Source organism: Nocardioides panacihumi (assembly GCF_039530925.1).
In the GTDB taxonomy this organism is placed as follows: domain Bacteria; phylum Actinomycetota; class Actinomycetes; order Propionibacteriales; family Nocardioidaceae; genus Nocardioides; species Nocardioides panacihumi.
The window spans coordinates 1,568,093-1,592,038 of sequence record NZ_BAAAPB010000001.1; the positions used below are offsets into that span (position 1 = coordinate 1,568,093).

Here is a 23,946-nt window from a genome sequence, read left to right on the forward strand (position 1 = left end):
CCCATGAGTGCCCCCGTGAGTCGCGGCATCCTCGGCACCGGCATCGAGGAGGGCCTCCTGCTCAAGCCGGTCACCTACCAGTGGGCGATGGACCTCTACGACCAGGCCGTCGCGAACACGTGGTTTCCCAACGAGGTGCAGCTGGGTGAGGACCTCGCCGACTTCGAGCGGATGAGCGCCGACGAGCGGCAGGCCCTGACGTTCCTGATGAGCTACTTCAACCCCAACGAGCTGCTCGTCAACAAGGCGCTGGCGTTCGGCGTGTACCCCTACGTCAACGCGGCCGAGTGCCACCTCTACCTCGCCAAGCAGATGTGGGAGGAGGCCAACCATTGCATGAGCTTCGAGTACGTCCTCGAGACGTTCCCGATCGACCGCGAGGCGGCGTACGCCTCCCACGTCACCGTGCCGTCGATGGCCGCGAAGGAGGAGTTCGAGGTCCGCTTCATCAGGCGGATGACCGAGCAGACGCTCGACATCACGACCATCGAGGGCAAGCAGGACTTCGTCCGCAACCTGATCGCCTACAACGTCATCCTCGAGGGGATCTGGTTCTACTCGGGCTTCATGGTCGCGCTCAGCTTCCGGCAGCGGAACCTGCTGCGTAACTTCGGGTCGCTCATCGACTGGATCGTCCGCGACGAGTCGCTGCACCTGAAGTTCGGCATCAACCTCGTGCTGACCGTGCTGGAGGAGAACCCGGAGATCTCGACGGAGGAGTTCGCCGCCGAGATCAAGCAGATGATCCTCGACGCCGTCGAGATGGAGGAGGCCTACAACCGCGACCTGCTGCCGAGCGGGATCCTCGGGCTCAACGCCGACTACATCAACACCTACGTCAAGTACCTCGCCGACCGGCGCCTCGACGAGCTCGGCTTCGGCCCGCACTACGGGGTCGCCAACCCGGCGAAGTGGATGGCGGCGGCGAACGACACCCTCCAGCTGGTCAACTTCTTCGAGTCGATCAACACCTCCTACGAGGTCAACGCCCGTCAGGGCTGAGTGGGAGGACCCCTCATGAGCGACGTGCTCACCGGGGCCCCCAGCATCGGCAGCGGTCGTCGTCAGACGCGACTGCTGCCGATGCTCGGCCCTGCCTTCGTCACCGCGGTCGCGTACGTCGACCCGGGCAACTTCGCCACCAACGTGACCGCCGGATCGACCTACGGCTACCTGCTCGTCTGGGTCGTCCTGGCCAGCAACGCGATCGCGATGCTCGTCCAGTACCTCTCCGCCAAGGCCGGCATCGCCACCGGCAGGAGCCTCGCCGCCCTGTGCCGCGACCGCTGCCCGCGCCCGGTCGCCGGCGCCCTGTGGGTGCAGGCGGAGATCGTCGCGGTCGCGACCGACCTGGCCGAGGTGGTCGGGGGAGCGATCGCGCTGCGGATCCTCTTCGGGCTGCCGCTGCTGGCCGGCGGGCTGGTCACCGGCGGCGTCGCCTTCGCCCTCCTCGCGCTGTGCCGGCGCGGGCACCGGCCGTTCGAGGTCGCGATCGGCGGCGCGCTCGCGGTCATCCTGGTCGGCTTCGCCGTCGACGCGGTCCTGGCCGGCGTACGCCCGCCTGCGGTGCTGGCCGGGGCGGTCCCGCGCCTGGCCGGCACCGACAGCGTGCTGCTGGCCGTCGGCATGCTCGGTGCGACCGTGATGCCGCACGCCATCTACCTGCACGGCGGACTGACCAGCGCGCGGTCGCGAGCCGGCGCCGACCCCCGCACGCTGCTGCGAGCGCAGCGAGTCGACGTCGTGGCGGCGATGACCGTGGCCGGGCTGATGAACCTCCTGCTGCTCGTCGTGGCGGCGGCGGCGCTCTCGGGGCGCGGCATCGACACCATCGAGGGGGCGTACGCCGGGCTCGGGTCGACCCTGGGCTCCGTCGCGGCTGCGCTGTTCGCCGTGGCGCTGCTGGCCTCGGGGCTCGCCTCCTCGAGCGTCGGCACGCTCTCGGGCCAGCTGGTGATGGAGGGCTTCCTGCGTCGCCGGATCCCGGACGTCGTACGCCGCTCGGCGACCCTCGCGCCGGCTCTCCTCGTCCTCGCCGTCGGCGTCGACCCGACCCGCGCGCTGCTGGTCTCGCAGGTGGTGCTGTCCTTCGGCATCCCGTTCGCGATCGTGCCGCTGGTGTGGCTGACCGCCCGTCGCGACGTGATGGGCGCGCTCGTCAACCACCGGCTCACGACCGTCGCTGGCGCGGTCTGCGCGGCCGCCGTGATCGGCCTCAACGGCATGCTGATCGCCGCCGTCGTCGGCCCCGTCTGAGCCCGAGACCCGCGCCGTTGCGTGGGTGCTTGCGGACGCCTCCGGAAAGGGTTATGACACTCCGAGGAGGTAGCCATGGCCCAGATCGTGGTCAACGGTGAGCCGCGGGGCCTCGACGGGGTGCCGCCGTCCACCAGCGCGCTGGACTTCCTGCGCGGCTGCGGCCTGACGGGCGCCAAGGAGGGCTGCGCCGAGGGCGAGTGCGGCGCCTGCTCGGTCATGGTCGCCCGGCCGGCGCCGGACGGGTCGGACGCCACCGAGTGGACCGCGGTCAACTCCTGCCTCGTCCCCGCCGCCGCTCTCGACGGTCAGGAGGTCGTGACCGCGGAGGGGCTCGGCGCCCCCGACGCCCTGCACCCGGTGCAGCACGAGATGGCGGTGCGTGGCGGCTCCCAGTGCGGCTACTGCACGCCTGGGTTCGTCTGCTCGATGGCGGCGGAGTTCTACCGCTCGGGCCGGGCGGCGACCAACGGGACGGGGCCCCACGACGACCAGGGTGAGAACGGCTTCGACCTGCACTCGGTGAGCGGCAACCTGTGCCGGTGCACGGGTTATCGACCGATCAGGGACGCCGCGTACGCGCTCGGGTTCCCGGGCGCCGACGACCCCCTCGCCCTCCGGCGCGCGGCCGCCCCACCCGCACCGGCGCGGACCCGGCTGAGCGACCACGAGTCGGCGTACCTGAGGCCGGCCAGCCTCGCCGACGCACTCCAGCTCCTGCTCGAGCACAACGACGCCGTCGTCGTCGCGGGCAGCACCGACTGGGGCGTCGAGGTCAACCTGCGGGGACGTCGTGTGCCGCTGGTCGTGGCCGTCGACCGGCTCCCGGAGCTACGCCGCTTCTCGGTCGGAGCCGAGGAGGTACGCATCGGCGCCGCCCTGACCCTGACCGAGATCGGGCGCCGGCTGGACGGGCGACTGCCGCTGGTCAGCGCGCTGCTGCCCCAGTTCGGCTCCCCACTGATCCGCAACAGCGCGACCCTCGGCGGCAACCTCGGCACCGGGTCGCCGATCGGCGACGCCCCGCCGGTGCTGCTCGCCCTCGACGCCTCCCTCGTCCTGATCTCCTCGGCGAGGGAGCGGACCGTGCCCCTCGCGGACTACTTCACCGGCTACCGCGAGTCGGTGCGCGAGCCCGGCGAGCTGATCGCCGAGGTCGTGGTGCCACTGCCGGCGAGCGCCGTCACCGGGTTCCACAAGATCGCCAAGCGACGCTTCGACGACATCTCGTCCGTGGCGGTCGCGTTCGCCATCGACGTCGCCGGGGGCGTCGTCCGCAAGGCTCGCATCGGGCTCGGCGGCGTCGCCGCGACGCCCCTGCGAGCGCTCGCCACGGAGGCGGCTCTCGAGGGCCGGCCCTGGACCGCGGAGACCGTCGAGGAGGCCGCCGCCGTCATGGCGGGGGAGGGCACGCCGATCTCCGACCAGCGCGCCAGCGCCGACTACCGCAGGGCGATGCTCGGCCAGTCGCTGCGCAAGCTCTTCGACGAGGTGACGGCATGACCACCACCACCGAGCCGATCACGACCAGCCCGCTGTCGCGCCGGCCCGACGACGCGGTTGTCGGGGAGTCGCTGCACCACGAGGCCGCGGCCCTGCACGTCACCGGCCAGGCGCTCTACACCGACGACCTCGTCGGCCGGACGGGCGACGTGCTGCACGCGCACCCCGTCCAGGTGCGAGCGGCGCACGCGCTCGTGACGAGGCTCGACGTCTCCCCGGCGTACGACGTCCCGGGCGTCGTACGCGTGCTGACCGCGGCCGACGTGCCCGGCGTCAACGATGCCGGGGTCAAGCACGACGAGCCGCTCTTCCCGACCGAGGTCATGTATCACGGCCACGCCGTCTGCTGGGTGCTCGGCGAGACGCTCGAGGCCGCCCGCCGCGGTGCCGCGGCGGTGGTCGTCGAGCACAGCGAGCTGCCATCACTTGTCACCGTCGAGGAGGCGATCGAGGCGGGCAGCTTCCAGGGTGCACAGCCCACGCTGGCGCGCGGGGATTCGGCGGCGGGGCTCGCCCGCGCGACGCACGTCTTCGAGGGCGTGACGACCTGCGCCGGGCAGGAGCACTTCTACCTGGAGACGCACAGCTCGCTGGCGTACGTCGACGAGAACGGCCAGATCTTCGTCCAGTCCAGCACCCAGCACCCGACCGAGACCCAGGAGATCGTCGCCCACGTGCTGGGCCTGTCCAGCCACCACGTCACCGTCCAGTGCCTGCGGATGGGCGGCGGCTTCGGCGGCAAGGAGATGCAGCCGCACGGGCTGGCGGCCGTCGCCGCGCTCGGCGCCACCCTCACCGGCCGACCAGTCCGGCTGCGGCTCAGCCGCGCGCAGGACATGACGATGACGGGCAAGCGACACGGCTTCCACGCGACGTGGCGGGTCGGCTTCGACGACGACGGGCTCCTCACCGGCCTCGAGGCGACGCTGACCTCCGACGGAGGCTGGAGCCTGGACCTCTCGGAGCCGGTGCTCTCGCGGGCGCTGTGCCACGTCGAGAACGCCTACTGGATCCCCGACATCACTGTCCACGGTCGCATCGCGAAGACCAACAAGACCTCCCAGACCGCGTTCCGGGGCTTCGGCGGCCCCCAGGGGATGCTGGTGATCGAGGACATCATCGGCCGGTGCGCGCCCGTCCTCGGGATCGCGCCGGCGGAGCTGCGCAGGCGCAACTTCTACGTCGAGGGACAGGCCACGCCGTACGGCCAGGTGGTCCGCCACCCGCACCGGCTGGCCGACGCGTGGGACCAGGTCACCGAGACGGCCTCGCTGGACGCCCGCCGGGCGCAGGTCGACGAGTGGAACGCGGCCCACCCGCACCGCAAGCGCGGGCTCGCGATCACGCCGGTGAAGTTCGGCATCTCGTTCAACTTCACGGCGTTCAACCAGGCGGGCGCGCTGGTGCACGTCTACAAGGACGGCTCGGTGCTGATCAACCACGGTGGCACCGAGATGGGCCAGGGGCTGCACACCAAGATGCTCCAGGTGGCGGCGACGGCCCTCGGCGTGCCGATGTCGAAGGTCCGCCTCGCCCCGACCCGCACCGACAAGGTCCCGAACACCTCCGCCACCGCCGCGTCCTCCGCGTCCGACCTCAACGGCGGCGCGGTCAAGAACGCCTGCGACCAGATCATCGAGCGGCTCGCGCCCGTCCGCGCCGCCCTCCTGGCCGACGGGAAGCCGGACGCGTCCTGGGAGGAGGTCGTCTCGGCCGCGTACTTCGCGCGTGTCCAGCTGTGGGCGGCCGGCTACTTCGCGACGCCGGGGCTGAGCTGGGACCCCGCGGCGGTGCGCGGGACGCCGTTCAAGTACTTCGCGTACGGCGTCGCCGCCGCCGAGGTCGAGGTGGACGGCTTCACCGGTGCCTACGCGACCCGCCGGGTCGACATCGTCCACGACGTCGGCGACTCGCTGTCGCCGCTGATCGACATCGGGCAGATCGAGGGCGGCTTCGTGCAGGGCGTCGGCTGGCTGACGCTGGAGGACCTGCGGTGGGACGAGTCCGACGGCCCGGGGCGCGGCCGGCTCACGACCGACTCGGCCTCGACCTACAAGCTGCCGTCCTTCTCGGAGATGCCGACCGAGCTCAACGTCGCCCTGCTCGAGCGGGCGCACGAGGACGGCGTCGTCTACGGCTCCAAGGCCGTCGGCGAGCCGCCGCTGATGCTGGCGTTCAGCGTCCGTGAGGCGCTCCGCGACGCGTGCGGGGCCTTCGGGCCGCGCGGCCGACCGGTCGAGCTCGCGGCGCCCGCGACCCCGGAGGCGGTCTACTGGGCGTTGTCCGCGGCACGTGACGCCCTCCGTGCGGCGCCTCGTGATGGGGCGGGGGCGACGCCGTGAGCACCTGGATCGAGGCGGTGCGGGCCCTGCGAGCGGCCCGCGAGCCCGGCGTACTCGTCACCGTGACCGAGGTGCGCGGCCACGCGCCGCGCGAGGCCGGCGCGAAGATGGTCGTCTCCGCGGCCCGGACCTGGGCGAGCATCGGCGGCGGCAACGTCGAGGAGGAGGCGATCCGGCGCGCCCGCGCGCTGCTGGAGTCCGAGTCGACGGCGCCGACGACGTTCACGGCGTCGCTCTCGGACAAGGCGCCGATCCAGCACGGCGTGCAGTGCTGTGGCGGCGAGGTCACCGTGCTGCTCGAGCCGCTCCCCGTGGTCCCGTCGATCGCGGTCTTCGGTCTGGGCCACGTCGGCCTCGAGCTCGCCCGGATCCTGGCCCGCCACGACGTCGAGCTGCACCTGGTCGACTCCCGGGAGGCGCAGCTGAGCTCTGACCTGCTCGGGCCGCTGGACGACGCGGTCGCCACCGTGCACGCGCACCACGTGCCCGTGATCCCCGAGCTGGTGCTCTCCGAGCTGCCGCGGGGCACGAGCGTCCTCGTGCTCACCCACGACCACGCCGAGGACCTCGCGATCGTCGACGCCGCGCTGCGCTGTCGCCACCTCGGGTCGATCGGACTGATCGGGTCCTCGGCCAAGTGGACGCGCTTCCGCTCGAAGCTCGCCGCCGCCGGCTTCACCGCCGAGGAGCTCGACCGCGTCGTGACCCCGATCGGGCTCCCCGGGCTCACGACCAGCAAGGAGCCGGCCGCCATCGCCCTGTCGGTGGCGGCTGCTTGGCTCACCTCTGTTGAGGCCCCGACATCGGTCGGGCTCGCCCCGGCAGAAGAGGACTGAGATGCCAGCAACGGACGCGAGCCGCGTCGCCGTCGGCGGCCTGGCGGTGGCCAGGGTGCTCCACGACTTCGTCCGCGACGAGGCGCTGCCCGGATCGGGGATCGACGAGCGCGAGTTCTGGGCCGGCTTCGAGGCGATCGTCGACGACTTCGCGCCGCGCAACCGGGACCTCCTGGCGCGCCGCGACGAGCTGCAACGTCAGCTCGACGACTGGCACACCGCCCACCCGGGGCCGATCGCCGACCATGCGGCGTACGAGCAGCTGCTGCGCGACCTCGGCTACCTGACCGACGAGCCCGGCGACTTCCAGATCCGGACGTCGAACGTCGACCCTGAGGTCGCCGTCCAGGCCGGACCCCAGCTCGTCGTACCGCTGCTCAACGCGAGGTTCGCCGCCAACGCCGCCAACGCGCGCTGGGGCTCGCTCTACGACGCGCTCTACGGGACCGACGTCGTGCCGGAGACGGGCGGCGCGGAGAAGGGCGCCTCCTACAACCCGATCCGCGGGGCCGAGGTCATCGCGCGTGCTCGCGCCCTCCTCGACGCCCACTTCCCACTGGCGAGCGGAAGCCATGCCGACGCCCGGAGCTACGCGGTCTCAGGCGGCGCCGTGGTTGTCGAGCTCGAGGACACCACCACCGGGCTCGTCGACCCGCAGCAGTACGTCGGGCACCGCGGTGACCCGGCCCGACCGGACGCGGTGCTGCTCGTCCACCACGGCCTGCACGTCGAGATCCAGGTCGACCGCGCCGACCCGATCGGCAAGGACGACCCGGCCGGGGTGAAGGACCTGCTGGTCGAGGCCGCGGTCTCCACGATCATGGATCTCGAGGACTCGGTCGCCGCCGTCGACGCCTACGACAAGGTCGACGGCTACCGCAACTGGCTGCGCCTCATGCAGGGCAGCCTCACCGCGACGGTGGCGAAGGACGGCCGGACCTTCACGCGCCGGCTCGAGCCGGACCGGGTCTACGACGGCCCGGCTGGTCAGGTCGTCCTGCCCGGGCGCGCGCTGCTGTTCGTCCGGCAGGTCGGCCTCCTGATGACCACCGACGCCGTGCTGGACAAGGGCGGGCAGGAGATCCCGGAAGGCATCCTCGACGCCGTGCTGACCGCGCTGGGCAGCCTGGTGGACCTGCAGCGACGCGGCGACCTGACCAACTCCCGGGCCGGCTCCATGTATGCCGTGAAGCCGAAGATGCACGGACCCCTCGAGGTGGCGTTCACCGACGAGCTCTTCGCCCGGGTCGAGGACCTCCTCGGCCTCGACCGCTTCACCATCAAGCTGGGGATCATGGACGAGGAGCGCCGCACGTCGGCGAACCTCAAGGCGTGCATCCACGCTGCCCGTGACCGGGTCGCGTTCATCAACACCGGCTTCCTCGACCGAACCGGCGACGAGCTCCACACCTCCATGCTGGGTGGCGCGATGATCCGCAAGGGCGAGATGAAGTCGACCGCATGGATCAGCGCGTACGAGGCCCAGAACGTCGACATCGGGCTCGAGTGCGGCTTCCAGGGCAGGGCGCAGATCGGCAAGGGCATGTGGGCCATGCCCGACGAGATGGCCGCCATGCTCGAGCAGAAGGTCAACCACCCGCTCGCCGGAGCCTCGTGTGCCTGGGTGCCGTCGCCGACGGCGGCCACGCTGCACGCGCTCCACTACCACCGGGTCGACGTCGCCGCCCGCCAGCGCGAGCTGTCCGGGGGACGCCGGACGAGTCTCGAACAGCTGCTCACCGTCCCGCTGGCCGCGAGCACCGACTGGACGGACGAGGAGCGCACCGCCGAGGTCGAGAACAACCTCCAGGGCATCCTCGGCTACGTGAAGCGCTGGATCGACGACGGCATCGGCTGCTCGAAGGTCCCCGACATCCACGGCACCGCCCTGATGGAGGACCGCGCCACCTGCCGCATCTCGTCCCAGCACGTGGCCAACTGGCTGCACCACGGCGTCGTCACCGCCGAGGAGGTCGAGGCCGCCTTCGAGCGGATGGCCGAGGTCGTCGACCGGCAGAACGCGGGCTTCGGCTACGCGCCGATGGCTCCGGCGTACGACGACGAGGCGTTCGGGGCGGCGCGCGACCTGGTCCTCCAGGGTCTCGAGCAGCCGTCCGGCTACACCGAGCCGATCCTGCACCGCAGCCGTCGCGCCAAGAAGGCCACCCGGAAGTCGGCCCAGGAGTGACGCGGCGAGCAGATGTCGACGGTGTCGCCGAGCGCCTGACCGCGCAGCTGGACGCGCGGCTGGCGGCGGCGGACGCGGCCCTGGCCGCCGGCTACCCGGGGGCGCGACCCGGGAGGCAGCCCGTGCACACGGTCTACGTGCCGGCCGACCGCTACGAGGAGGACCTGGTCGGCCGCTACGGCGCCGCCGCACGGCAGAGCATCGAGGAGCACGCCGAGGCCTTCGCCGCCGTCGTGGGCGACGCCGACATCGTCGACCGGGTGCGTGCCAAGCTCGCGAGCGAGCCGGTCGAGGACCTCAGGATCGACTTCGAGGACGGATACGTCGGCAAGGGCGACGCCGACGAGGACGCCGACGTGCTCCGGGCCGCGACCGCGCTGGCCGCGAGCCGGCTGTCCGGGCGCGCCGCGCCGTTCGGCGGCATCCGCATCAAGTGCCTCGAGCCGGCGACCCGGCGTCGTGCGATCCGGACGCTCACCGCGTTCGTCGCGACCCTGGTGGACCACGGCGCGGGGCTGGACGGCTGGGTGGTCACGCTGCCGAAGGTCACCAGCGTCGACCAGGTCGAGGCCATGCTGCATGCCTGCGGCGTGCTCGAGGGCGAGCTGGGGCTGGCGGAGGGCACGCTGCGGTTCGAGATCCAGGTCGAGACGCCGCAGTCGATCCTCGGCCCGGACGGCACCGCGCTCGTCGCGCGGATGGTGCACGCGGCCGGTCACCGGCTGACCGGCCTGCACTACGGCACCTACGACTACTCGGCCTTCTGCGGGATCGCCGCCGAGCAGCAGTCGCTGGAGCACCCCGTCGCCGACCACGCCAAGCTGGTCATGCAGGCAGCCGCCGCGGGCACGGGCGTGCGCCTCTCCGACGGCTCGACCAACGTGCTGCCGGTCGGCGACGCCGCCGACATCGAGGCGGCCTGGTCGAACCACCACCGGCTGGTCCGGCGGTCGCTGGAGCGGGGCTTCTACCAGGGGTGGGACCTCCACCCGGCGCAGCTGCCGACCCGCTACGCAGCGACGTACGCCTTCTACCGCGAGGGGCTGCCCCGGGCGCTCACCCGGCTGGCCGACTACACCCGCCACACGACGGGCGGCATCGCGGACGAGCCCGCGACCGCGCGCGCCCTGGCGGCGTACCTCCTGCGTGGCGTGGACTGCGGCGCCGTCGACGAGACGGAGATCGTCAGCGCCACGTCACTCGGGGCGGAGTCCTTGCAGGCCCTGGCCCACTACAACCGGCCCACGACAGCGTGAGGAGCACCCCGTCATGACGCCCATCCTGGGAGCCAACCAGTACGGCAAGGCGGAGAGCCGCGTCGTCCGGATCGTGCGCGACACCGCCCGTCACGAGATCCGCGACCTCAACGTGTCGACGTCGCTGCGCGGCGACTTCGCGGCCGCGCACATCACCGGCGACCAGTCCCAGGTGCTCCCGACCGACACGCAGAAGAACACCGCGTTCGCCTACGCCAAGATCCACGGCGTCGACTCGATCGAGGACTACGCGATCGCGCTGGGCGGCCGACTCCTGGAGGCGACCCCGGCCGCCGACCAGGCGCAGGTGCGCGTGGAGGAGTACGCCTGGGACCGGCTGGGCGACCACTCGTTCGTACGCCGCGGCGGTGCAGTCCACACCGCCGTCGTGACCGTGACGCGCGCCGGCGTCCACGTCATCTCCGGCGTCCGCGACCTGGTCGTGCTGAACTCCACCGACTCCGAGTTCAAGGGCTTCCTCAAGGACGAGTTCACGACCCTCGCCGAGGCCGACGACCGCATCCTCGCCACCTCCCTGGTCGCCCGCTGGCGGCACACCACCGCGGAGGGCGTCGACTGGGCAGGCGTCGACTGGAATGCGTCGTACGCCGACGCGCTCGACATCCTGCTGCGGACGTTCGCGGGCACCTACTCCCGGGCGCTCCAGGAGACGCTGTACGCCATGGGGACAGCGCTCCTCGAGAGCCGGCCCGACCTTGCCGAGGTGCGGTTCTCGGCGCCCAACAAGCACCACTTCCTCGTCGACTTCAGCGGGTTCGGGGTGGGCGGGCTGACCAACGACGGCGAGGTCTTCATCGCCGCGGACCGGCCCTACGGGCTCATCGAGGCCGAGGTCACCCGCGCCGACGCCCCACCCGCCGGCGACGCCTGGCTGGCCGTGCCGGGGTTCTGCTGATGGGCGTCACGGTGGCGCGCGAGACGCTGCTCGCCTGCCTGTCGGTCCCGCGCTGGGCCGACGAGATCCTGGTCGCGCAGCCCTACGCCGACCGTCAGGCCCTCCTCCACGCAGCCGACACTGCGGCCCGGGAGCTCACCGACGGCGAGCTCGACCAGGCCCTCTCGGGGCATCCCCGGATCGGCGAGCGCGGCGGAGCGCAGTCGACGCGGGAGCAGTCCGGGGTCGACCCGAGCGTCGGCGACGTCGCGGCCCGGCTGGCGGCCGGCAACGCCGCCTACGAGCAGCGCTTCGACCGCGTCTTCCTGATCCGGGCGGCTGGCCGGGACGCCGAGCAGGTCCTCGCCGAGCTGGACCGCCGTCTCCGCAACGACGACGCGACCGAGCGCGCCGAGACCGTCGACAACCTGCGAGAGATCGCTCTTCTCAGATTGGAGCAGGCCCTGTGAGCACGCTCTCCACCCACGTCCTCGACACCGCGTCGGGCCGGCCGGCCGCGGGCGTGGCGGTCCGCCTCGAGACCCGCGACGGCCGGCTGCTGGGGGAGGCGGCGACCGACGCGGACGGGCGGGTCGGCGGCCTCGGCCCGGATCGGCTGGAGCCAGGCGACTACGCGCTCCGCTTCGACACGGGGTCCTACGTCGACGGCTTCTACCCCGAGGTCGTGGTGACCTTCACCGTCGCCGACCCCGGCGAGCACTACCACGTGCCGCTGCTCCTCAGCCCCTTCGGCTACTCGACATACCGTGGCAGCTGAGCTCGACCTCGTCGTCCGCGCCCGCCGGGCGGTCGTGGACGGCCGCGAGGTGCCGGCCGCGGTCGGCGTACGAGACGGGCGCATCGCCGCCCTCACCGCGCTCGACGACGCTCCGCCGGCGCGAGAGACGGTGACGCTCGAGGACGACGAGGTGCTGCTGCCCGGCCTGGTCGACACCCACGTCCACGTCAACGAGCCTGGTCGCACGGAGTGGGAGGGCTTCGCGACCGCCACCCGGGCTGCCGCGTCGGGGGGCGTCACCACGATCCTCGACATGCCGCTCAACTCGATCCCACCCACCACCACGGTCGCCCACCTGCGGACGAAGCAGGACGTCGCCCGTGGGCGCGTCCACGTCGACGTCGGCTTCTGGGGCGGCGCCGTGCCCGGCAACCTCGCCGACCTGGAGCCGATGCACGGGGCCGGCGTCTTCGGGTTCAAGTGCTTCCTGCTCGACTCCGGGGTCGAGGAGTTCGGGCACCTGGAGCCGCCGGCGTTCGCACTCGCCATGAAGGAGACCGCCCGTCTCGGCGCGCTCCTCATCGTGCACGCCGAGGACGGCCGCCTCCTCGACGACGGCGCGCTGCGGGGCGCCAGCTACGCGGGCTTCCTCGCGTCGCGACCGCCCGAGGCGGAGGGTGCCGCGATCGAGCTCGTCATCGCGCAGGCCCGCGAGACCGGCGGTCGGGCGCACGTCGTCCACCTGAGCAGCGCCGGCGCCGTACCCGCACTGCGCGCGGCGCGGGCCGCCGGCGTCGACGTGAGCGTCGAGACGTGCCCGCACTACCTGACCTTCGACGCCGAGCACATCCCCGACGGCGCCACCGAGCTCAAGTGCTGTCCGCCCATCCGCGGCGCGGCGAACCGGGAGGCCCTCTGGGCCGCGCTGGCCGCATCCGACGTGGACTTCGTCGTCTCGGACCACTCGCCCTGCACGCCGGACCTCAAGCGGCGCGGCGGCGGCGACTTCGGGCAGGCGTGGGGCGGGATCGCCTCCCTGCAGCTCGGACTCCCGGCGGTCTGGACCGGCGCTCGCGCACACGGCCACACGTTGGTGGACGTCGTGCGCTGGATGGCCGAGGCGCCGGCGCGACGCGTCGGCCTCGGGCACAAGGGGAGGATCGCGGTCGGGGCGGATGCGGACCTGGTCCGGTTCGCCCCGGAGGAGACCTTCACGGTCGACGTCTCCGCCCTGCATCATCGGAACCCGATCTCCGCCTACGCCGGCCGGTCCCTCCGGGGGGCCGTCCGGCAGACCTGGCTCCGCGGCGTCCCGACAGCCGACCGCGAGCCTGGCGGACAACTACTGAGGAGAGGTCGCCGATGACCGACCAGAGCGCCTACCACGTGCCGGCGGGCGGCCTCCCGCCACAGACCGCCCTCACGACGGATCGGGCCACGTTCACGGAGGCGTACGCCGTTATCCCGGCGCGCACGCTCAGCGACATCACCGCCTCCTACCTGCCGGCCTGGACGCAGACCCGGCTGTGGGTGCTGGCCCGCCCGTTGTCCGGCTTCGCCGAGACGTTCAGCCAGTACGTCGTCGAGGTGTCGCCCGGCGGCGGCTCGGACGCTCCCGAGACGGATCCCGGCGCCGAGGCGGTGCTGTTCGTCGTCGGCGGGACGCTCGTCCTCACGATCGACGGCGCCGAGCACGAGATCGCGCCCGGCGGCTACGCCTACCTGCCGCCCGGTGCGGCCTGGACGCTGCACAACCGCGGCACGGCGACGGGCGCCTTCCACTGGATCCGCAAGCGCTACCAGTGGGTCGACGGGCTCGACGTGCCCGAGGCCTTCGTGACCCGCGAGCAGGACGTCACCCCGATCGACATGCCGGGCACCGACGGCGTCTGGTCGACCACGCGGTTCGTCGACACGGCGGACCTGCGCCACGACATGCACGTCAACATCGTGACCTTCGAGCCGGGTGGCGCGATCCCGTTCCCGGAGACGCACGTGATGGAGCACGGGCTCTACGTGCTGGAGGGCAAGGCCGTCTACCTGCTCAACCGCGACTGGATCGAGGTCGAGGCGGGGGACTTCATGTGGCTGCGCGCGTTCTGCCCGCAGGCCTGCTACGCCGGCGGTCCGGGACGCTTCCGTTACCTCCTCTACAAGGATGTGAATCGCCATGTCGGGCTCTGACCTCCCAGCGAACGACCAGGACTGGCTGCAGCAGGCCGTCGACCTGGCGGTCGCCAACGTGGCGGAGGGCGGCGGCCCGTTCGGCGCGGTCATCGTCCGGGACGGCTCGCTGGTCGCGTCGGGCCAGAACAGGGTGACCGCGGACCTCGACCCGACCGCCCACGCCGAGGTGCAGGCGATCCGGGCGGCCGGCAAGGCGCTCGGCGACTTCTCCCTGGCCGGGTGCACGCTCTACACCTCCTGTGAGCCGTGCCCCATGTGCCTCGCGTCGTCGCTGTGGGCACGCCTGGACCGGATCGTCTATGCAGCGGACCGCAACGACGCGGCCGACGGCGGGTTCGACGACCGTGAGTTCTACGAGCTGTTCGCCCGGGATCGCTCGACGTGGGCCACCCGCATCGAGACGCTGGCCCTCCCGCGCCCGACGGCGCCGTTCGAGGCGTGGCTGCGGCACGACGGCCGGACGGAGTACTAGGCGGTCCGGGCCCGGCTCAGTCGTCCAGGCGCTCGGTCAGGGCCGCGATGGCATGTCCGCGGTGCTCGTCCAGCTCCAACACGGCCCGGTCGACGTCCCCGCTCCGCAGCGCGTCGACGATGCTGCGGTGCTCGTGGTTGACCCGGACCCTCGCGTGCGGGTCGGTGTAGTAGACCGACCGGTAGGCGTCCGTGCTCTGCCACAGCATGCGGATGAGGTCCTCCATCCGCGGATGACGGGCCGCGCCGAAGATCGCGAAGTGGAAGTCGCGGTTGGCCCCGATCATCGCCAGGGTGTCGCCGGCCGCGCTGGCCGCCTCCATGGCGTCCATGAGCCGGTCGAGCTCGGCGTACAGCTCCTCGTCGATCAACGGGGCCGCGATGCGGACGATCTCGTCCTCGAGCAGGCGCCGGATCAGGTAGGTCTCGGACAGCTCCTCCAGGCTCAGCCTCGTCACCTGGTAGCCGCGGTGAGGGGCGTAGCGCAGCTGCCCCTCCGCCTCGAGCGTCTTGAGTGCCTCCCGCACCGGGATGACGCTGGTGCCGAGCTCGGCGGCGAGCTGCTCCTGACGGATCCGGTCGTCCGGCTTCAGGTGTCCGCTCGCGAGCAGCTCGCGGATGTGCTGCAGGGCGATCTGCTGCGCCGTGGCGCGGCGCGCGGGAGTCGGGGGCTGACCGTTCATCGGCGCACAGCGTATCCGTAGAAGAGCCCCGGTTGACGGATCTTAGAATTTATAAGATTCTACGGGCGACGAAAGGACGCCATGCACCTCGACGACGCCATGCACTTCGATGACGCAGTGCACCTCGATGACGCAGCACCTGCGGGCCGCCCGCTGGACGGCGTGGTGGTGGCCGACTTCAGCCGCGTGCTCGCCGGCCCGCTGGCGACCATGACGCTGGCCGACCTGGGCGCGACGGTGGTGAAGGTCGAGCACCCCGACGGCGGGGACGACACCCGCCACTGGGGGCCGCCGTGGACGCCGAACGGGTCGTCCTACTTCGGGGCCGCCAACCGGACCAAGCAGAGCGTCACGCTGGACCTCCGCGACACCGACGACCTCGCGCTGGCCCAGAGCCTCGTACGCCGCGCCGACGTGCTCGTCGAGAACTTCCGCGCCGGCTCGCTGGACAAGTACGGCCTGGACCCCGTCGCGACGCGCACGGCCAACCCGCGGCTGGTGCACTGCTCGATCACCGGCTTCGGAAGCGCGGCGGGCGCACACCTGCCGGGCTACGACTTCGTGGTGCAGGCGCTCGGCGGCCTGATGAGCATCACCGGCGAGGCGGACGCGGACCCGCAGAAGGTCGGCGTCGCGCTGGTCGACGTGCTCACCGGCAAGGACGCCGTGATCGGGATCCTGGCCGCGCTCCGGCACCGCGAGAGCACCGGCCTCGGTCAGCACGTCGAGGTCAGCCTCCTGCAGAGCCTGCTCGGCTCGCTCGCCAACCAGGCCAGCGCCTACCTGGCGACCGGCCGGTCCCCGAGCCGGATGGGAAACCGGCACCCGTCCATCGCGCCGTACGAGACCCTCCGTTGCGCCGACGGCCTCCTCGCCGTGGCCTGCGGCAACGACCGCCAGTTCCGGCGGCTGTGCGAGGTGCTGGACGTCCCGCGGCTCGCCGCGGACCCCCGCTTCACCTCCAACGGCGACCGCGTCCAGCACCGCCGCGACCTCGTCGCGCTGCTCGAGGAGCAGCTGGCCCGGCGTACGGCTGCGGACTGGCAGGCGCGGCTGACCGCCGTCGACGTCCCCGCCGGCGAGGTCAAGGACATCGCCCACGGCATCGAGATGGCCGCGTCCCTGGGGCTCGAGCCGCTCGTCGCGATCGAGGGCGGCCCGCCCCAGGTCGCGCACCCGATCCACTACTCGGCCTTCCCGGCCGCCCGCCCGACCCCGCCACCCACCCTCGGCCAGCACAACGACGAGATCCGCCAGTGGCTCGCCACCTCACTCACCGCACAGGAGCACCGATGAGCACCGCCCGCAGCACCGCCACGTTCAACCCGGCCGACCCGGCGGGCATCGACGCGATGCTCACCCAGGACGAGCGCGACGTGCGCGACGCCGTACGCCGCTTCTGCGACGACCGTGTCGAGCCCTACGTCGCCACCTGGTTCGAGGACGGCACGATCCCGGAGATCCGCGAGCTCGCCGTCGAGCTCGGCGGCCTAGGCGTGCTCGGCATGCACCTCGACGGCTACGGCTGCCCGGGGATGAGCGCGACCGAGTACGGCCTGGCCTGCCTCGAGCTCGAGGCGACCGACTCCGGCCTGCGCTCGCTGGTCTCCGTCCAGGGCTCGCTCGCGATGTTCGCGATCCACCACTGGGGCTCGGAGGAGCAGAAGCAGCGGTGGCTGCCCGAGATGGCGGCCGGACGCGCGATCGGCTGCTTCGGCCTCACCGAGCCCGATGCCGGCTCCGACCCCGCCTCGATGCGGAGCCGGGCGAGGCGCGACGGCGACGACTGGATCCTCGACGCGCGCAAGATGTGGATCACCAACGGGTCGGTCGCCTCGGTGGCGGTCGTCTGGGCCCAGACCGACGAGGGGATCCGCGGCTTCGTCGTGCCGACGGACACGCCCGGCTTCAGCGCGCCGCTGATCAAGCACAAGCTCTCGCTGCGCGCCTCGGTGACGAGCGAGCTCGTCCTGGACTCGGTGCGGCTCCCGGCCGACGCCGTCCTCCCGGGCGTCGTGGGGCTCCGCGGGCCGCTCAGCTGCCTCAACGAGGCCCGCTTCGGGATCGTGTGGGGCGCGATCGGTGCCGCCCGCTCCTCGCTGCAGGCCGCCCTCGCGTACGCCGACGCGCGCACCCAGTTCGGCAAGCCGATCGCCGCCTTCCAGCTGACGCAGCAGAAGATCGCCGACATGACCCTCGAGGTCGTCAAGGGCACCCTGCTCGCCCTGCACCTGGGACGGATGAAGGACGCGGGCGGCCTCCTGCCCGCGCAGGTGAGCCTGGGCAAGCTGAACAACGTGCGCGAGGCCCTGGAGGTGTGCCGCACCGCCCGCACGATCCTGGGCGCGAACGGGATCAGCCTCGAATACCCCGTCATCCGGCACATGAACAACCTCGAGTCCGTGCTGACCTACGAGGGCACGTCCGAGATGCACGCCCTGTCGATCGGGCAGGCCATGACCGGCTACCCCGCCTTCCGCTGAGGAGCGCCCCGATGACCACGGCACACCTGCCCCACATCGTCGGCGGCGAGCGCATCGAGTGCGGCCCGACCCAGCACGACGTCAGCCCGTCGAACACCGGTGACGTCGTCGCCGAGTGGGGTGCCGCCGACGCGGCGCTCGCCGAGCAGGCGGTCGCCGCCGCGGCCGCGGCCGCCCCGCAGTGGGCGGCGACGACCGGCGCACGCCGCGGCGAGATCCTGGCCGCCGCGGCGCTGGAGATCGAGCGGCGCGCCGACGAGCTCGGCCGCATCCTGGCCCGCGAGGAGGGCAAGACGCTCCCCGAGGCCGTCGGAGAGGTGCGCCGGGCCGGGCAGATCCTGCAGTTCCAGGCCGGCCAGGCGGTCCGCAACAGCGGGCAGCTGCTCGACTCGATCCGACCGGGCATCGAGGTCGCGGTGACGCGCGAGCCCGTCGGAGTCGTCTCCGTGATCGCGCCGTGGAACTTCCCCATCGCCATCCCGGCGTGGAAGATCGCACCGGCCCTCGCCTACGGCAACACGGTGGTGTTCAAGCCGGCGGAGGCGGTGCCGGCGTCGGCCTGGCACCTGGTCGACATCCTGCATCGCGCCGGGCTGCCGGACGGCGTGCTCAACCTGGTGCTCGGCCGGGGCGCCGAGGTCGGTGACGTCCTGACCGGCTCGCCCGACCTCGACGCGGTCACGTTCACCGGGTCGGAGACGACGGGGCGGCGCGTGCTGGACCGGGCCAGCGGCGCGGGCATCCGCGCCCAGCTCGAGATGGGCGGCAAGAACCCGCTCGTCGTCCTCGACGACGCCGACATCGACGTCGCGGTCAGCCAGGCCCTCGCCGGCGCGTTCGGCTCCACGGGCCAGCGCTGCACGGCGTCCTCACGGCTGGTCGTGACGCGCGGCATCCACGACCTGTTCGTGGAGCGCCTGACCGAGGCGATGGGCCGGTGGCACGTCGGCGACGCGCTGGCGGACGGCGTCGACATGGGCCCCGTCGTCGACCAGCGACAGCTGGACCAGGACCGTCGGTACGTCGCCCAGGCCGCGGCGGCCGGTCGCGAGGTCGTCGGCGGTGAGCTCGAGAGCGCGGCGACGCCCGGCTTCTTCATGCGCCCGGCGCTCGTCCTCGACACCGACCCCCGCGACCCGATCAACCGCGAGGAGGTCTTCGGTCCGGTGGCGTCCGTGATCCGGGTCGACGACTACGAGCACGCCCTCGCGGTCGCCAACGACACGCCGTACGGCCTGGCCGCCGGCATCATCACCACCTCGCTCGCCGCCGCGACCGACTTCCGGCGCCGGGCGCAGGCCGGGATGGTCATGGTCAACCTCGCCACGGCCGGCGTCGACTTCCACGTGCCGTTCGGCGGTCGGGGAGCGTCGTCCTTCGGCCCGCGCGAGCAGGGCGAGCAGGCGCGTGAGTTCTTCACCCAGGTCAAGACGGCGTACGTCGCCGCGGGACCGGTCGCCTGAGGACGCACGACGCCCCATGCGGCATCCGGCCCGCGAACTGTCTCGGTGATAGGTGCGAGGCGTGGGGCGGGGCCGCCGAACTGTCACGGTGATAGTTGGCGCGATGGGTGACAGCTAGGAAGTGTCACCGACCGCGTCAACGTTCACGGTGATAGTTGTGTGAGGTGTACGGCGGCCGCGCCAACCATCACCGTGACACTTGCGAGAGGAGTACGCCGGCAACACCCTCAGTGGGCCGGCGCGATGTCGACGACGACCGGCCGGTGGTCGGACGCAGGCTTGTTGCGTCGCTGTGCGGGCTGGTCGGTGATCGACTCGAGGGGCAGAGCGCCGGTCGTGACCTCGGTGACGGACCCGATCAGCGCGGCCGAGCACAGGACGTGGTCGATGAGCTCGTGGCGCCCGCGGTAGACGCGGGTCCAGCGCTCGGCCTCGTCGATCAGGGCGGCGGTGCTCCACAGCCGCTGTGCGTCGCCGGCATCGGGTCGGCCATATCCGGGGGTGCCGATCTCCGAGCCGGGCGGGCCGAACAGGATCTGCGTCGTGGCCGCCTCGGGTCCGTCGTTGAGGTCGCCGGCGACGACGGCGGCCGGCGCGTCCGGCCCGGCGTTCGCGGCGGTGAGCAGTCGCGTCACATAGGCGCGCACGCCGGCTGCCTCGGCGGCCCGGCGATGCAGCGCGTAGACGGCGTACCGGGCGCGCTCGTCCTCGTCGTGCGGCGTGAAGCGACCGCCGGGGAAGGAGAGGAGCTTGGACTTCAGGTGCACGGCGAGTACGTCGATCACGCGGGCGTCCGCGTGGACGCGGGCGCGCAGCGCGGGTCGGCCGAGGGCGGTGATCGTCGTACCGTCGTCGTCGACCTGGACCGGCCCCAGCCCCGCCGGGAAGGCGGTCACCTGCTCGAGGTCCGCCAGCGCCGCCCGCGACACGAACCCGACCCGGATGCCGCGGCCGTCGGGAGCCGCCAGGGCCGTGTGCCAGCGACCGGGCAGACGGGTGACGAGGTCGGCGAGGGCCCGAGGATCGCCGACCTCCTGGACCGCGAGGACGTGCGGGCCGAGCCGCGTGATGACGGCGGCGAGCTCGTCGATCTTGGCGTCGTAGTGGACCTGGTCCTCCGGTGCGCCCGAGGCGTCACCCGGGCGGAACAGGTTCTCGAGGTTCCACGTGCCGATGCGGACCAATGGGTGCCTCCTGGCGCGGCCCCGGCAGGGTCGGATCAGTGGTGGAACACGCCGCGGTGGCCTGTGTTGCGTCCCATCACGGTGGAGGCGATGACGACCAGGACCGCCGAGCAGATGATCGCCACGATCCAGCGCGTCCAGTCGATGCCCGAGCTGCCGTTGCCGCCGAACGCGGTGTAGATGAACCAGCCGATGATGACCCCGCCGATGCCGCACAGGACGGTCAGCCAGAGCGGGATGTTGTCCTTGTCGCCCGGCGCAACGAACTTGCCGAGCAAGCCGATGATGATGCCCGCGATGATCACACCGATGATTTCCATCAGACCCTCCCAAGTCTCCCGGAATGTGGCCGGGCGGACGGCAAGCTCTGCCCACCCCTCCGATATCGCGGTACCCACTGGGGCTTCACTTGCATGCCTCGTGTGGACGCGGGTACCGAGCGGCCCGGAGCTGAGTCGTGCGAGGGAACCTGGGAGGGCCCGATGGCGAACGGTGGTGGAGAAGACGCTCGTGAGCGGTTGCTGGGCGTCCTGCTGGACAAGGTCGCGCAGGATCTGTATCCGTCGAGCACCATGCTCGACGTGATCGAGAAGCTGCTCGAGCCCGACGAGATCGACGCGTACGCGGCGATCCTGTGCGAGAAGATCGCCGACGAGATGTATCCGAGCACGTCGATGATCAATCGCCTGGTCGCCTTGACCGGGTAGTAAACGCGCTGAGAGCACCCGACGGCCCGCCGAGCCTCTCGGCGGGCCGTTCGGCTGTCCGAGGGCCGCGTCGCGGCCAACTGGGACCTAGGTCCGGGTCCGGACTGGGACATAGGTCGCATGTCGAAGCGGACCACGGGTACAGCGCCTGCAGGGAGGCAGTCGCGACATGCGCTCAGGGAGGGGCGCATCGCGACTGAAAGAACTGATGACTGCGAAATCGACGATCGCTGCAGGAGTAGCCGGTGGCTACCTCCTCGGACGGACCAAGAAGCTTCGACTGGCCTTCACGCTGGCCGGCCTGCTTGCCGGACAGAAGATCGCCACGAATCGCCAGCAGCTGCTCGCCCAGGGCGCGCAGCTGGTCCAGGACAACCCACAGCTCAAGAAGCTGCAGGGGCAGCTCACCGGCCAGCTGATGCAGGTCGCTCGGGAGGCGGCTCTCGTGGCCGTCGCCTCGCGCGTCGAGTCGGTCACCAAGTCCTTGCAGGGCGGGCGTGACGAGGACTCCGACGAGGCAGACGACCAGGACGAGACCCAGGACGAGGGCCAGGACGAGGCCGAGGACCAGGGCGAGGACCAGGGCGAGGACGAGGCCGAGGACCAGGACGAGCAGGCCGACGACCAGGACGACGACGACCAGGCCGATGAGCCGAAGCGCGCGCCCGTGAAGAAGGCCGCCGCCAAGAAGGCGCCGGCCAAGAAGTCGACCGGTGCTGCCAAGAAGGCGACCGGCGCGGCCACGAAGGCACCGGCCAAGAAGGCCGCCGCCACGAAGGCGCCCGCCAAGAAGACCGCCGGTGCCGCGAGGAAGACGGCCACCAAGAAGACGGCGAGCTCGTCGTCCGGGTCGGCACCGCGGCGTACGTCGTCCCGCTCGCGCGGCGGGCGGTGACGACCATGTCTGGTGTTGGTCAGGACCGTCTGAAGTCCGCCGGGCACGACCTGTTGTCGCTCGTCGGCGAGAAGGCCATCGGGTCCATCAGTGAGCGCGTCTCCGGGCTCACCGACAAGCTCGAGGGCGTGGCGAGCGGCAACCCCGTCGCGAAGGCCGCGGTCGGCTCGGTGAAGTCGGCCGCGAACGGCGAGAGCTCGACCAAGGGTGCCTTCAAGGGCATCGGCTCGGCGATCAAGGACAAGATCCCCGGCCTCGGAGGTGACTCCGGCGGCTCCGGCGGCAGCGGCGGCGGATCCAAGGCGACCAAGGCCACCACGATCATCGAGGAGATCGACGTGGGTGTCCCGATCCGGGTCGCCTACAACCTGTGGACGGAGTTCGGTGGCTTCCCGACCTTCATGAAGAAGGTCGAGAACGTCGACGCCTCGGATGACACGAAGCTCGAGTGGAAGGCGCAGATCGTCTGGTCGCACCGCACTTGGGAGGCGACCGTCCTCGAGCAGGTGCCGGAGGAGCGGATCGTCTGGCGCTCGAAGGGCAACAAGGGCCACGTCGACGGCGCCGTCACGTTCCACGAGCTCGGACCGAACCTCACGCGGATCCTGGTCGTCCTCGAGTACTACCCGAAGGGCCTCTTCGAGCGCACCGGCAACATCTGGCGCGCCCAGGGCCGCCGAGCGCGGGTCGAGCTGAAGCACTTCAAGCGGCACGTGATGACGCGGACGATCCTCGACCCCGACTCCGTCGAGGGCTGGCGCGGGACCATCGAGGACAGCGAGGTCGTCGAGTCCCACGAGGACGCCGTCGAGCGCGAGGAGCAGGAGCGCCAGGACCAGGACGAGGGCGAGGAGTCCGAGGACCAGCCCGAGGACGAGTACGAGGACGAGTACGAGGACGAGGGCGAGGAGCCTGAGGAGGGCGAGCCTGAGGACGAGTACGAGTACGAGGACGAGGGTGAGGAGCCCGAGGAGGGCGAGCCTGAGGACGAGTACGAGGACGAGGGTGAGGAGCCCGAGGAGGGCGAGCCTGAGGACGAGTACGAGGACGAGGGTGAGGAGCCCGAGGAGGGCGAGCCTGAGGACGAGTACGAGGACGAGGCCGAGCCTGAGGACGAGGCCGAGCCTGAGGAGGGCGAACCCGAGGAGGGCGAGCCTGAGGACGAGTACGAGGACGAGGGTGAGGCGGAGGAGGGCGAGGAGCCCGAGGCCGAGCCTGAGGACGAGTACGAGGAAGCCGACGAGGGTGAGGAGCCCGAGGCGGAGTCCGACGAGGGCGAGGAAGCCGAGCCCGAAGACGAGTACGAGGAGGAGGCCGACGAGGCCGAGCCCGAGGACGAGCCCGAGGCCGAGCCTGAGGAGGAGCGACCGGCCCGCTCCCGGCGCAAGCGCGCCAGCTGACCTTTCCTAGGAGGCGTTTCCCATGACAGTCCAGAGCACACAACGTCGCGGTGACGGCGGCGGCTATCTCTCACGGCCCGCGCCCAGCGGCCTGGCCGACGTCATCGAGATCATCCTCGACAAGGGCATCGTCATCGACGCCTACGTCCGGGTGTCCCTCGTCGGCATCGAGCTGCTGACGATCGATGCGCGGATCGTGATCGCCAGCGTCGACACCTACCTGCGCTTCGCCGAGGCGACCAACCGGCTCGACCTCTACGAGAAGGGCGGGAAGGACCTCACCGAGGTGGTGGGTGACCTCCAGAAGGGTGGCGCCTCCGGCAAGACCGAGGGCGCCGTCCAGGGTGTGAAGCGTGCCCTCGGGCGTGGCCACAGCGACGACGACGAGGACGAGGGCCAGAGCCGCCCGGCGAAGAAGTCGGCCTCGTCCCGCCGGTCCGAGTCATCCCGGTGATGTC

General features: G+C 71.8%; 23 protein-coding genes. 20 read left to right on the forward strand and 3 right to left on the reverse strand.

Annotation, left to right across the window (positions count from 1 at the left end; translation table 11 throughout):
- The first annotated feature begins 3 nt into the window (after window positions 1-3).
- The 13 genes from ABD205_RS07300 to ABD205_RS07360 all read left to right on the forward strand — a co-directional run bounded on the left by ABD205_RS07300 (window position 4) and on the right by ABD205_RS07360 (window position 14,674).
- Window positions 4-1,002 (forward strand): ribonucleotide-diphosphate reductase subunit beta, encoded by a 999-nt coding sequence (locus tag ABD205_RS07300; RefSeq protein WP_344043914.1) that lies wholly within the window; start codon window positions 4-6, stop codon window positions 1,000-1,002.
- A gap of 15 nt (window positions 1,003-1,017) precedes the next feature.
- Window positions 1,018-2,256 carry an Nramp family divalent metal transporter gene (locus ABD205_RS07305; protein WP_344043916.1) on the forward strand — a complete coding sequence of 413 codons (1,239 nt, stop codon included), beginning with the start codon at window positions 1,018-1,020 and terminating at the stop codon, window positions 2,254-2,256.
- A gap of 75 nt (window positions 2,257-2,331) precedes the next feature.
- Window positions 2,332-3,759: a xanthine dehydrogenase small subunit gene (locus tag ABD205_RS07310; protein ID WP_344043918.1), complete on the forward strand. Its 1,428-nt coding sequence runs from the start codon at window positions 2,332-2,334 to the stop codon at window positions 3,757-3,759.
- Complete coding sequence (gene xdhB, locus ABD205_RS07315) at window positions 3,756-6,101, forward strand: xanthine dehydrogenase molybdopterin binding subunit (protein WP_344043920.1); 2,346 nt, start codon at window positions 3,756-3,758, stop codon at window positions 6,099-6,101. The genes ABD205_RS07310 and xdhB overlap by 4 nt, the downstream gene beginning before the upstream one ends.
- Window positions 6,098-6,937 carry a xanthine dehydrogenase accessory protein XdhC gene (xdhC, locus tag ABD205_RS07320; protein WP_344043922.1) on the forward strand — a complete coding sequence of 280 codons (840 nt, stop codon included), beginning with the start codon at window positions 6,098-6,100 and terminating at the stop codon, window positions 6,935-6,937. The genes xdhB and xdhC overlap by 4 nt, the downstream gene beginning before the upstream one ends.
- 1 nt (window position 6,938) lies before the next feature.
- Window positions 6,939-9,125, forward strand: coding sequence for a malate synthase G (locus tag ABD205_RS07325; RefSeq protein ID WP_344043924.1), 2,187 nt, complete (start codon window positions 6,939-6,941; stop codon window positions 9,123-9,125).
- The gene (locus ABD205_RS07330; protein WP_344043926.1) at window positions 9,122-10,381 is read left to right on the forward strand and encodes a DUF6986 family protein; all 1,260 of its coding nucleotides are present in this window, start codon (window positions 9,122-9,124) and stop codon (window positions 10,379-10,381) included. Before ABD205_RS07325 ends, ABD205_RS07330 begins: the two co-directional genes overlap by 4 nt.
- Before the next feature lie 13 nt (window positions 10,382-10,394).
- A complete protein-coding gene (gene pucL, locus ABD205_RS07335; protein ID WP_344043928.1) occupies window positions 10,395-11,297 on the forward strand; it encodes a factor-independent urate hydroxylase in 903 nt (300 codons plus the stop codon).
- Entirely contained in the window at window positions 11,297-11,746 is a 450-nt protein-coding gene (uraD, locus tag ABD205_RS07340; protein ID WP_344043930.1) for a 2-oxo-4-hydroxy-4-carboxy-5-ureidoimidazoline decarboxylase, read from the forward strand. The genes pucL and uraD overlap by 1 nt, the downstream gene beginning before the upstream one ends.
- Window positions 11,743-12,054 carry a hydroxyisourate hydrolase gene (uraH, locus tag ABD205_RS07345; protein WP_344043932.1) on the forward strand — a complete coding sequence of 104 codons (312 nt, stop codon included), beginning with the start codon at window positions 11,743-11,745 and terminating at the stop codon, window positions 12,052-12,054. Before uraD ends, uraH begins: the two co-directional genes overlap by 4 nt.
- A complete protein-coding gene (gene allB / locus ABD205_RS07350) occupies window positions 12,044-13,381 on the forward strand; it encodes an allantoinase AllB (protein WP_344043934.1) in 1,338 nt (445 codons plus the stop codon). The genes uraH and allB overlap by 11 nt, the downstream gene beginning before the upstream one ends.
- Window positions 13,378-14,199: a bifunctional allantoicase/(S)-ureidoglycine aminohydrolase gene (locus ABD205_RS07355; protein WP_344043936.1), complete on the forward strand. Its 822-nt coding sequence runs from the start codon at window positions 13,378-13,380 to the stop codon at window positions 14,197-14,199. The genes allB and ABD205_RS07355 overlap by 4 nt, the downstream gene beginning before the upstream one ends.
- The gene (locus tag ABD205_RS07360; protein WP_344043938.1) at window positions 14,186-14,674 is read left to right on the forward strand and encodes a nucleoside deaminase; all 489 of its coding nucleotides are present in this window, start codon (window positions 14,186-14,188) and stop codon (window positions 14,672-14,674) included. The genes ABD205_RS07355 and ABD205_RS07360 overlap by 14 nt, the downstream gene beginning before the upstream one ends.
- A gap of 16 nt (window positions 14,675-14,690) precedes the next feature.
- Here the strand turns inward: ABD205_RS07360 and ABD205_RS07365 are convergent, their stop codons facing one another.
- Complete coding sequence (locus ABD205_RS07365; protein ID WP_344043940.1) at window positions 14,691-15,356, reverse strand: GntR family transcriptional regulator; 666 nt, start codon at window positions 15,354-15,356, stop codon at window positions 14,691-14,693.
- 81 nt (window positions 15,357-15,437) lie between these two features.
- On the opposite strand from ABD205_RS07365, the gene ABD205_RS07370 reads away from it, so the two are divergent.
- From ABD205_RS07370 to ABD205_RS07380, 3 genes are read left to right on the forward strand one after another with little or no spacing between them, the layout of a single operon-like run.
- Window positions 15,438-16,652 carry a CaiB/BaiF CoA transferase family protein gene (locus ABD205_RS07370; RefSeq protein ID WP_344043942.1) on the forward strand — a complete coding sequence of 405 codons (1,215 nt, stop codon included), beginning with the start codon at window positions 15,438-15,440 and terminating at the stop codon, window positions 16,650-16,652.
- Window positions 16,649-17,839, forward strand: coding sequence for an acyl-CoA dehydrogenase family protein (locus ABD205_RS07375; protein WP_344043944.1), 1,191 nt, complete (start codon window positions 16,649-16,651; stop codon window positions 17,837-17,839). Before ABD205_RS07370 ends, ABD205_RS07375 begins: the two co-directional genes overlap by 4 nt.
- A gap of 11 nt (window positions 17,840-17,850) precedes the next feature.
- On the forward strand, window positions 17,851-19,302 hold the full coding sequence (locus tag ABD205_RS07380; RefSeq protein WP_344043947.1) for an aldehyde dehydrogenase family protein: 1,452 nt from the start codon (window positions 17,851-17,853) through the stop codon (window positions 19,300-19,302).
- A 227-nt stretch (window positions 19,303-19,529) separates the two neighbouring features.
- Here the strand turns inward: ABD205_RS07380 and ABD205_RS07385 are convergent, their stop codons facing one another.
- Entirely contained in the window at window positions 19,530-20,486 is a 957-nt protein-coding gene (locus ABD205_RS07385) for an endonuclease/exonuclease/phosphatase family protein (protein WP_344043950.1), read from the reverse strand.
- Window positions 20,487-20,521: 35 nt separating this feature from the next.
- Window positions 20,522-20,806, reverse strand: coding sequence for a GlsB/YeaQ/YmgE family stress response membrane protein (locus ABD205_RS07390; RefSeq protein WP_344043952.1), 285 nt, complete (start codon window positions 20,804-20,806; stop codon window positions 20,522-20,524).
- Between the two features lie 162 nt (window positions 20,807-20,968).
- Here ABD205_RS07390 and ABD205_RS07395 point away from each other — a divergent pair, with 162 nt between their 5' ends.
- From ABD205_RS07395 to gvpJ, 4 genes are all read left to right on the forward strand, one after another.
- A complete protein-coding gene (locus tag ABD205_RS07395) occupies window positions 20,969-21,193 on the forward strand; it encodes a hypothetical protein (RefSeq protein ID WP_344043954.1) in 225 nt (74 codons plus the stop codon).
- Window positions 21,194-21,401: 208 nt separating this feature from the next.
- Window positions 21,402-22,088, forward strand: coding sequence for a hypothetical protein (locus ABD205_RS07400; RefSeq protein WP_344043956.1), 687 nt, complete (start codon window positions 21,402-21,404; stop codon window positions 22,086-22,088).
- Between the two features lie 5 nt (window positions 22,089-22,093).
- Complete coding sequence (locus tag ABD205_RS07405) at window positions 22,094-23,488, forward strand: SRPBCC family protein (RefSeq protein WP_344043958.1); 1,395 nt, start codon at window positions 22,094-22,096, stop codon at window positions 23,486-23,488.
- A gap of 22 nt (window positions 23,489-23,510) precedes the next feature.
- On the forward strand, window positions 23,511-23,942 hold the full coding sequence (gene gvpJ, locus ABD205_RS07410; RefSeq protein WP_425572781.1) for a gas vesicle protein GvpJ: 432 nt from the start codon (window positions 23,511-23,513) through the stop codon (window positions 23,940-23,942).
- The last annotated feature ends 4 nt before the right edge of the window (window positions 23,943-23,946 follow it).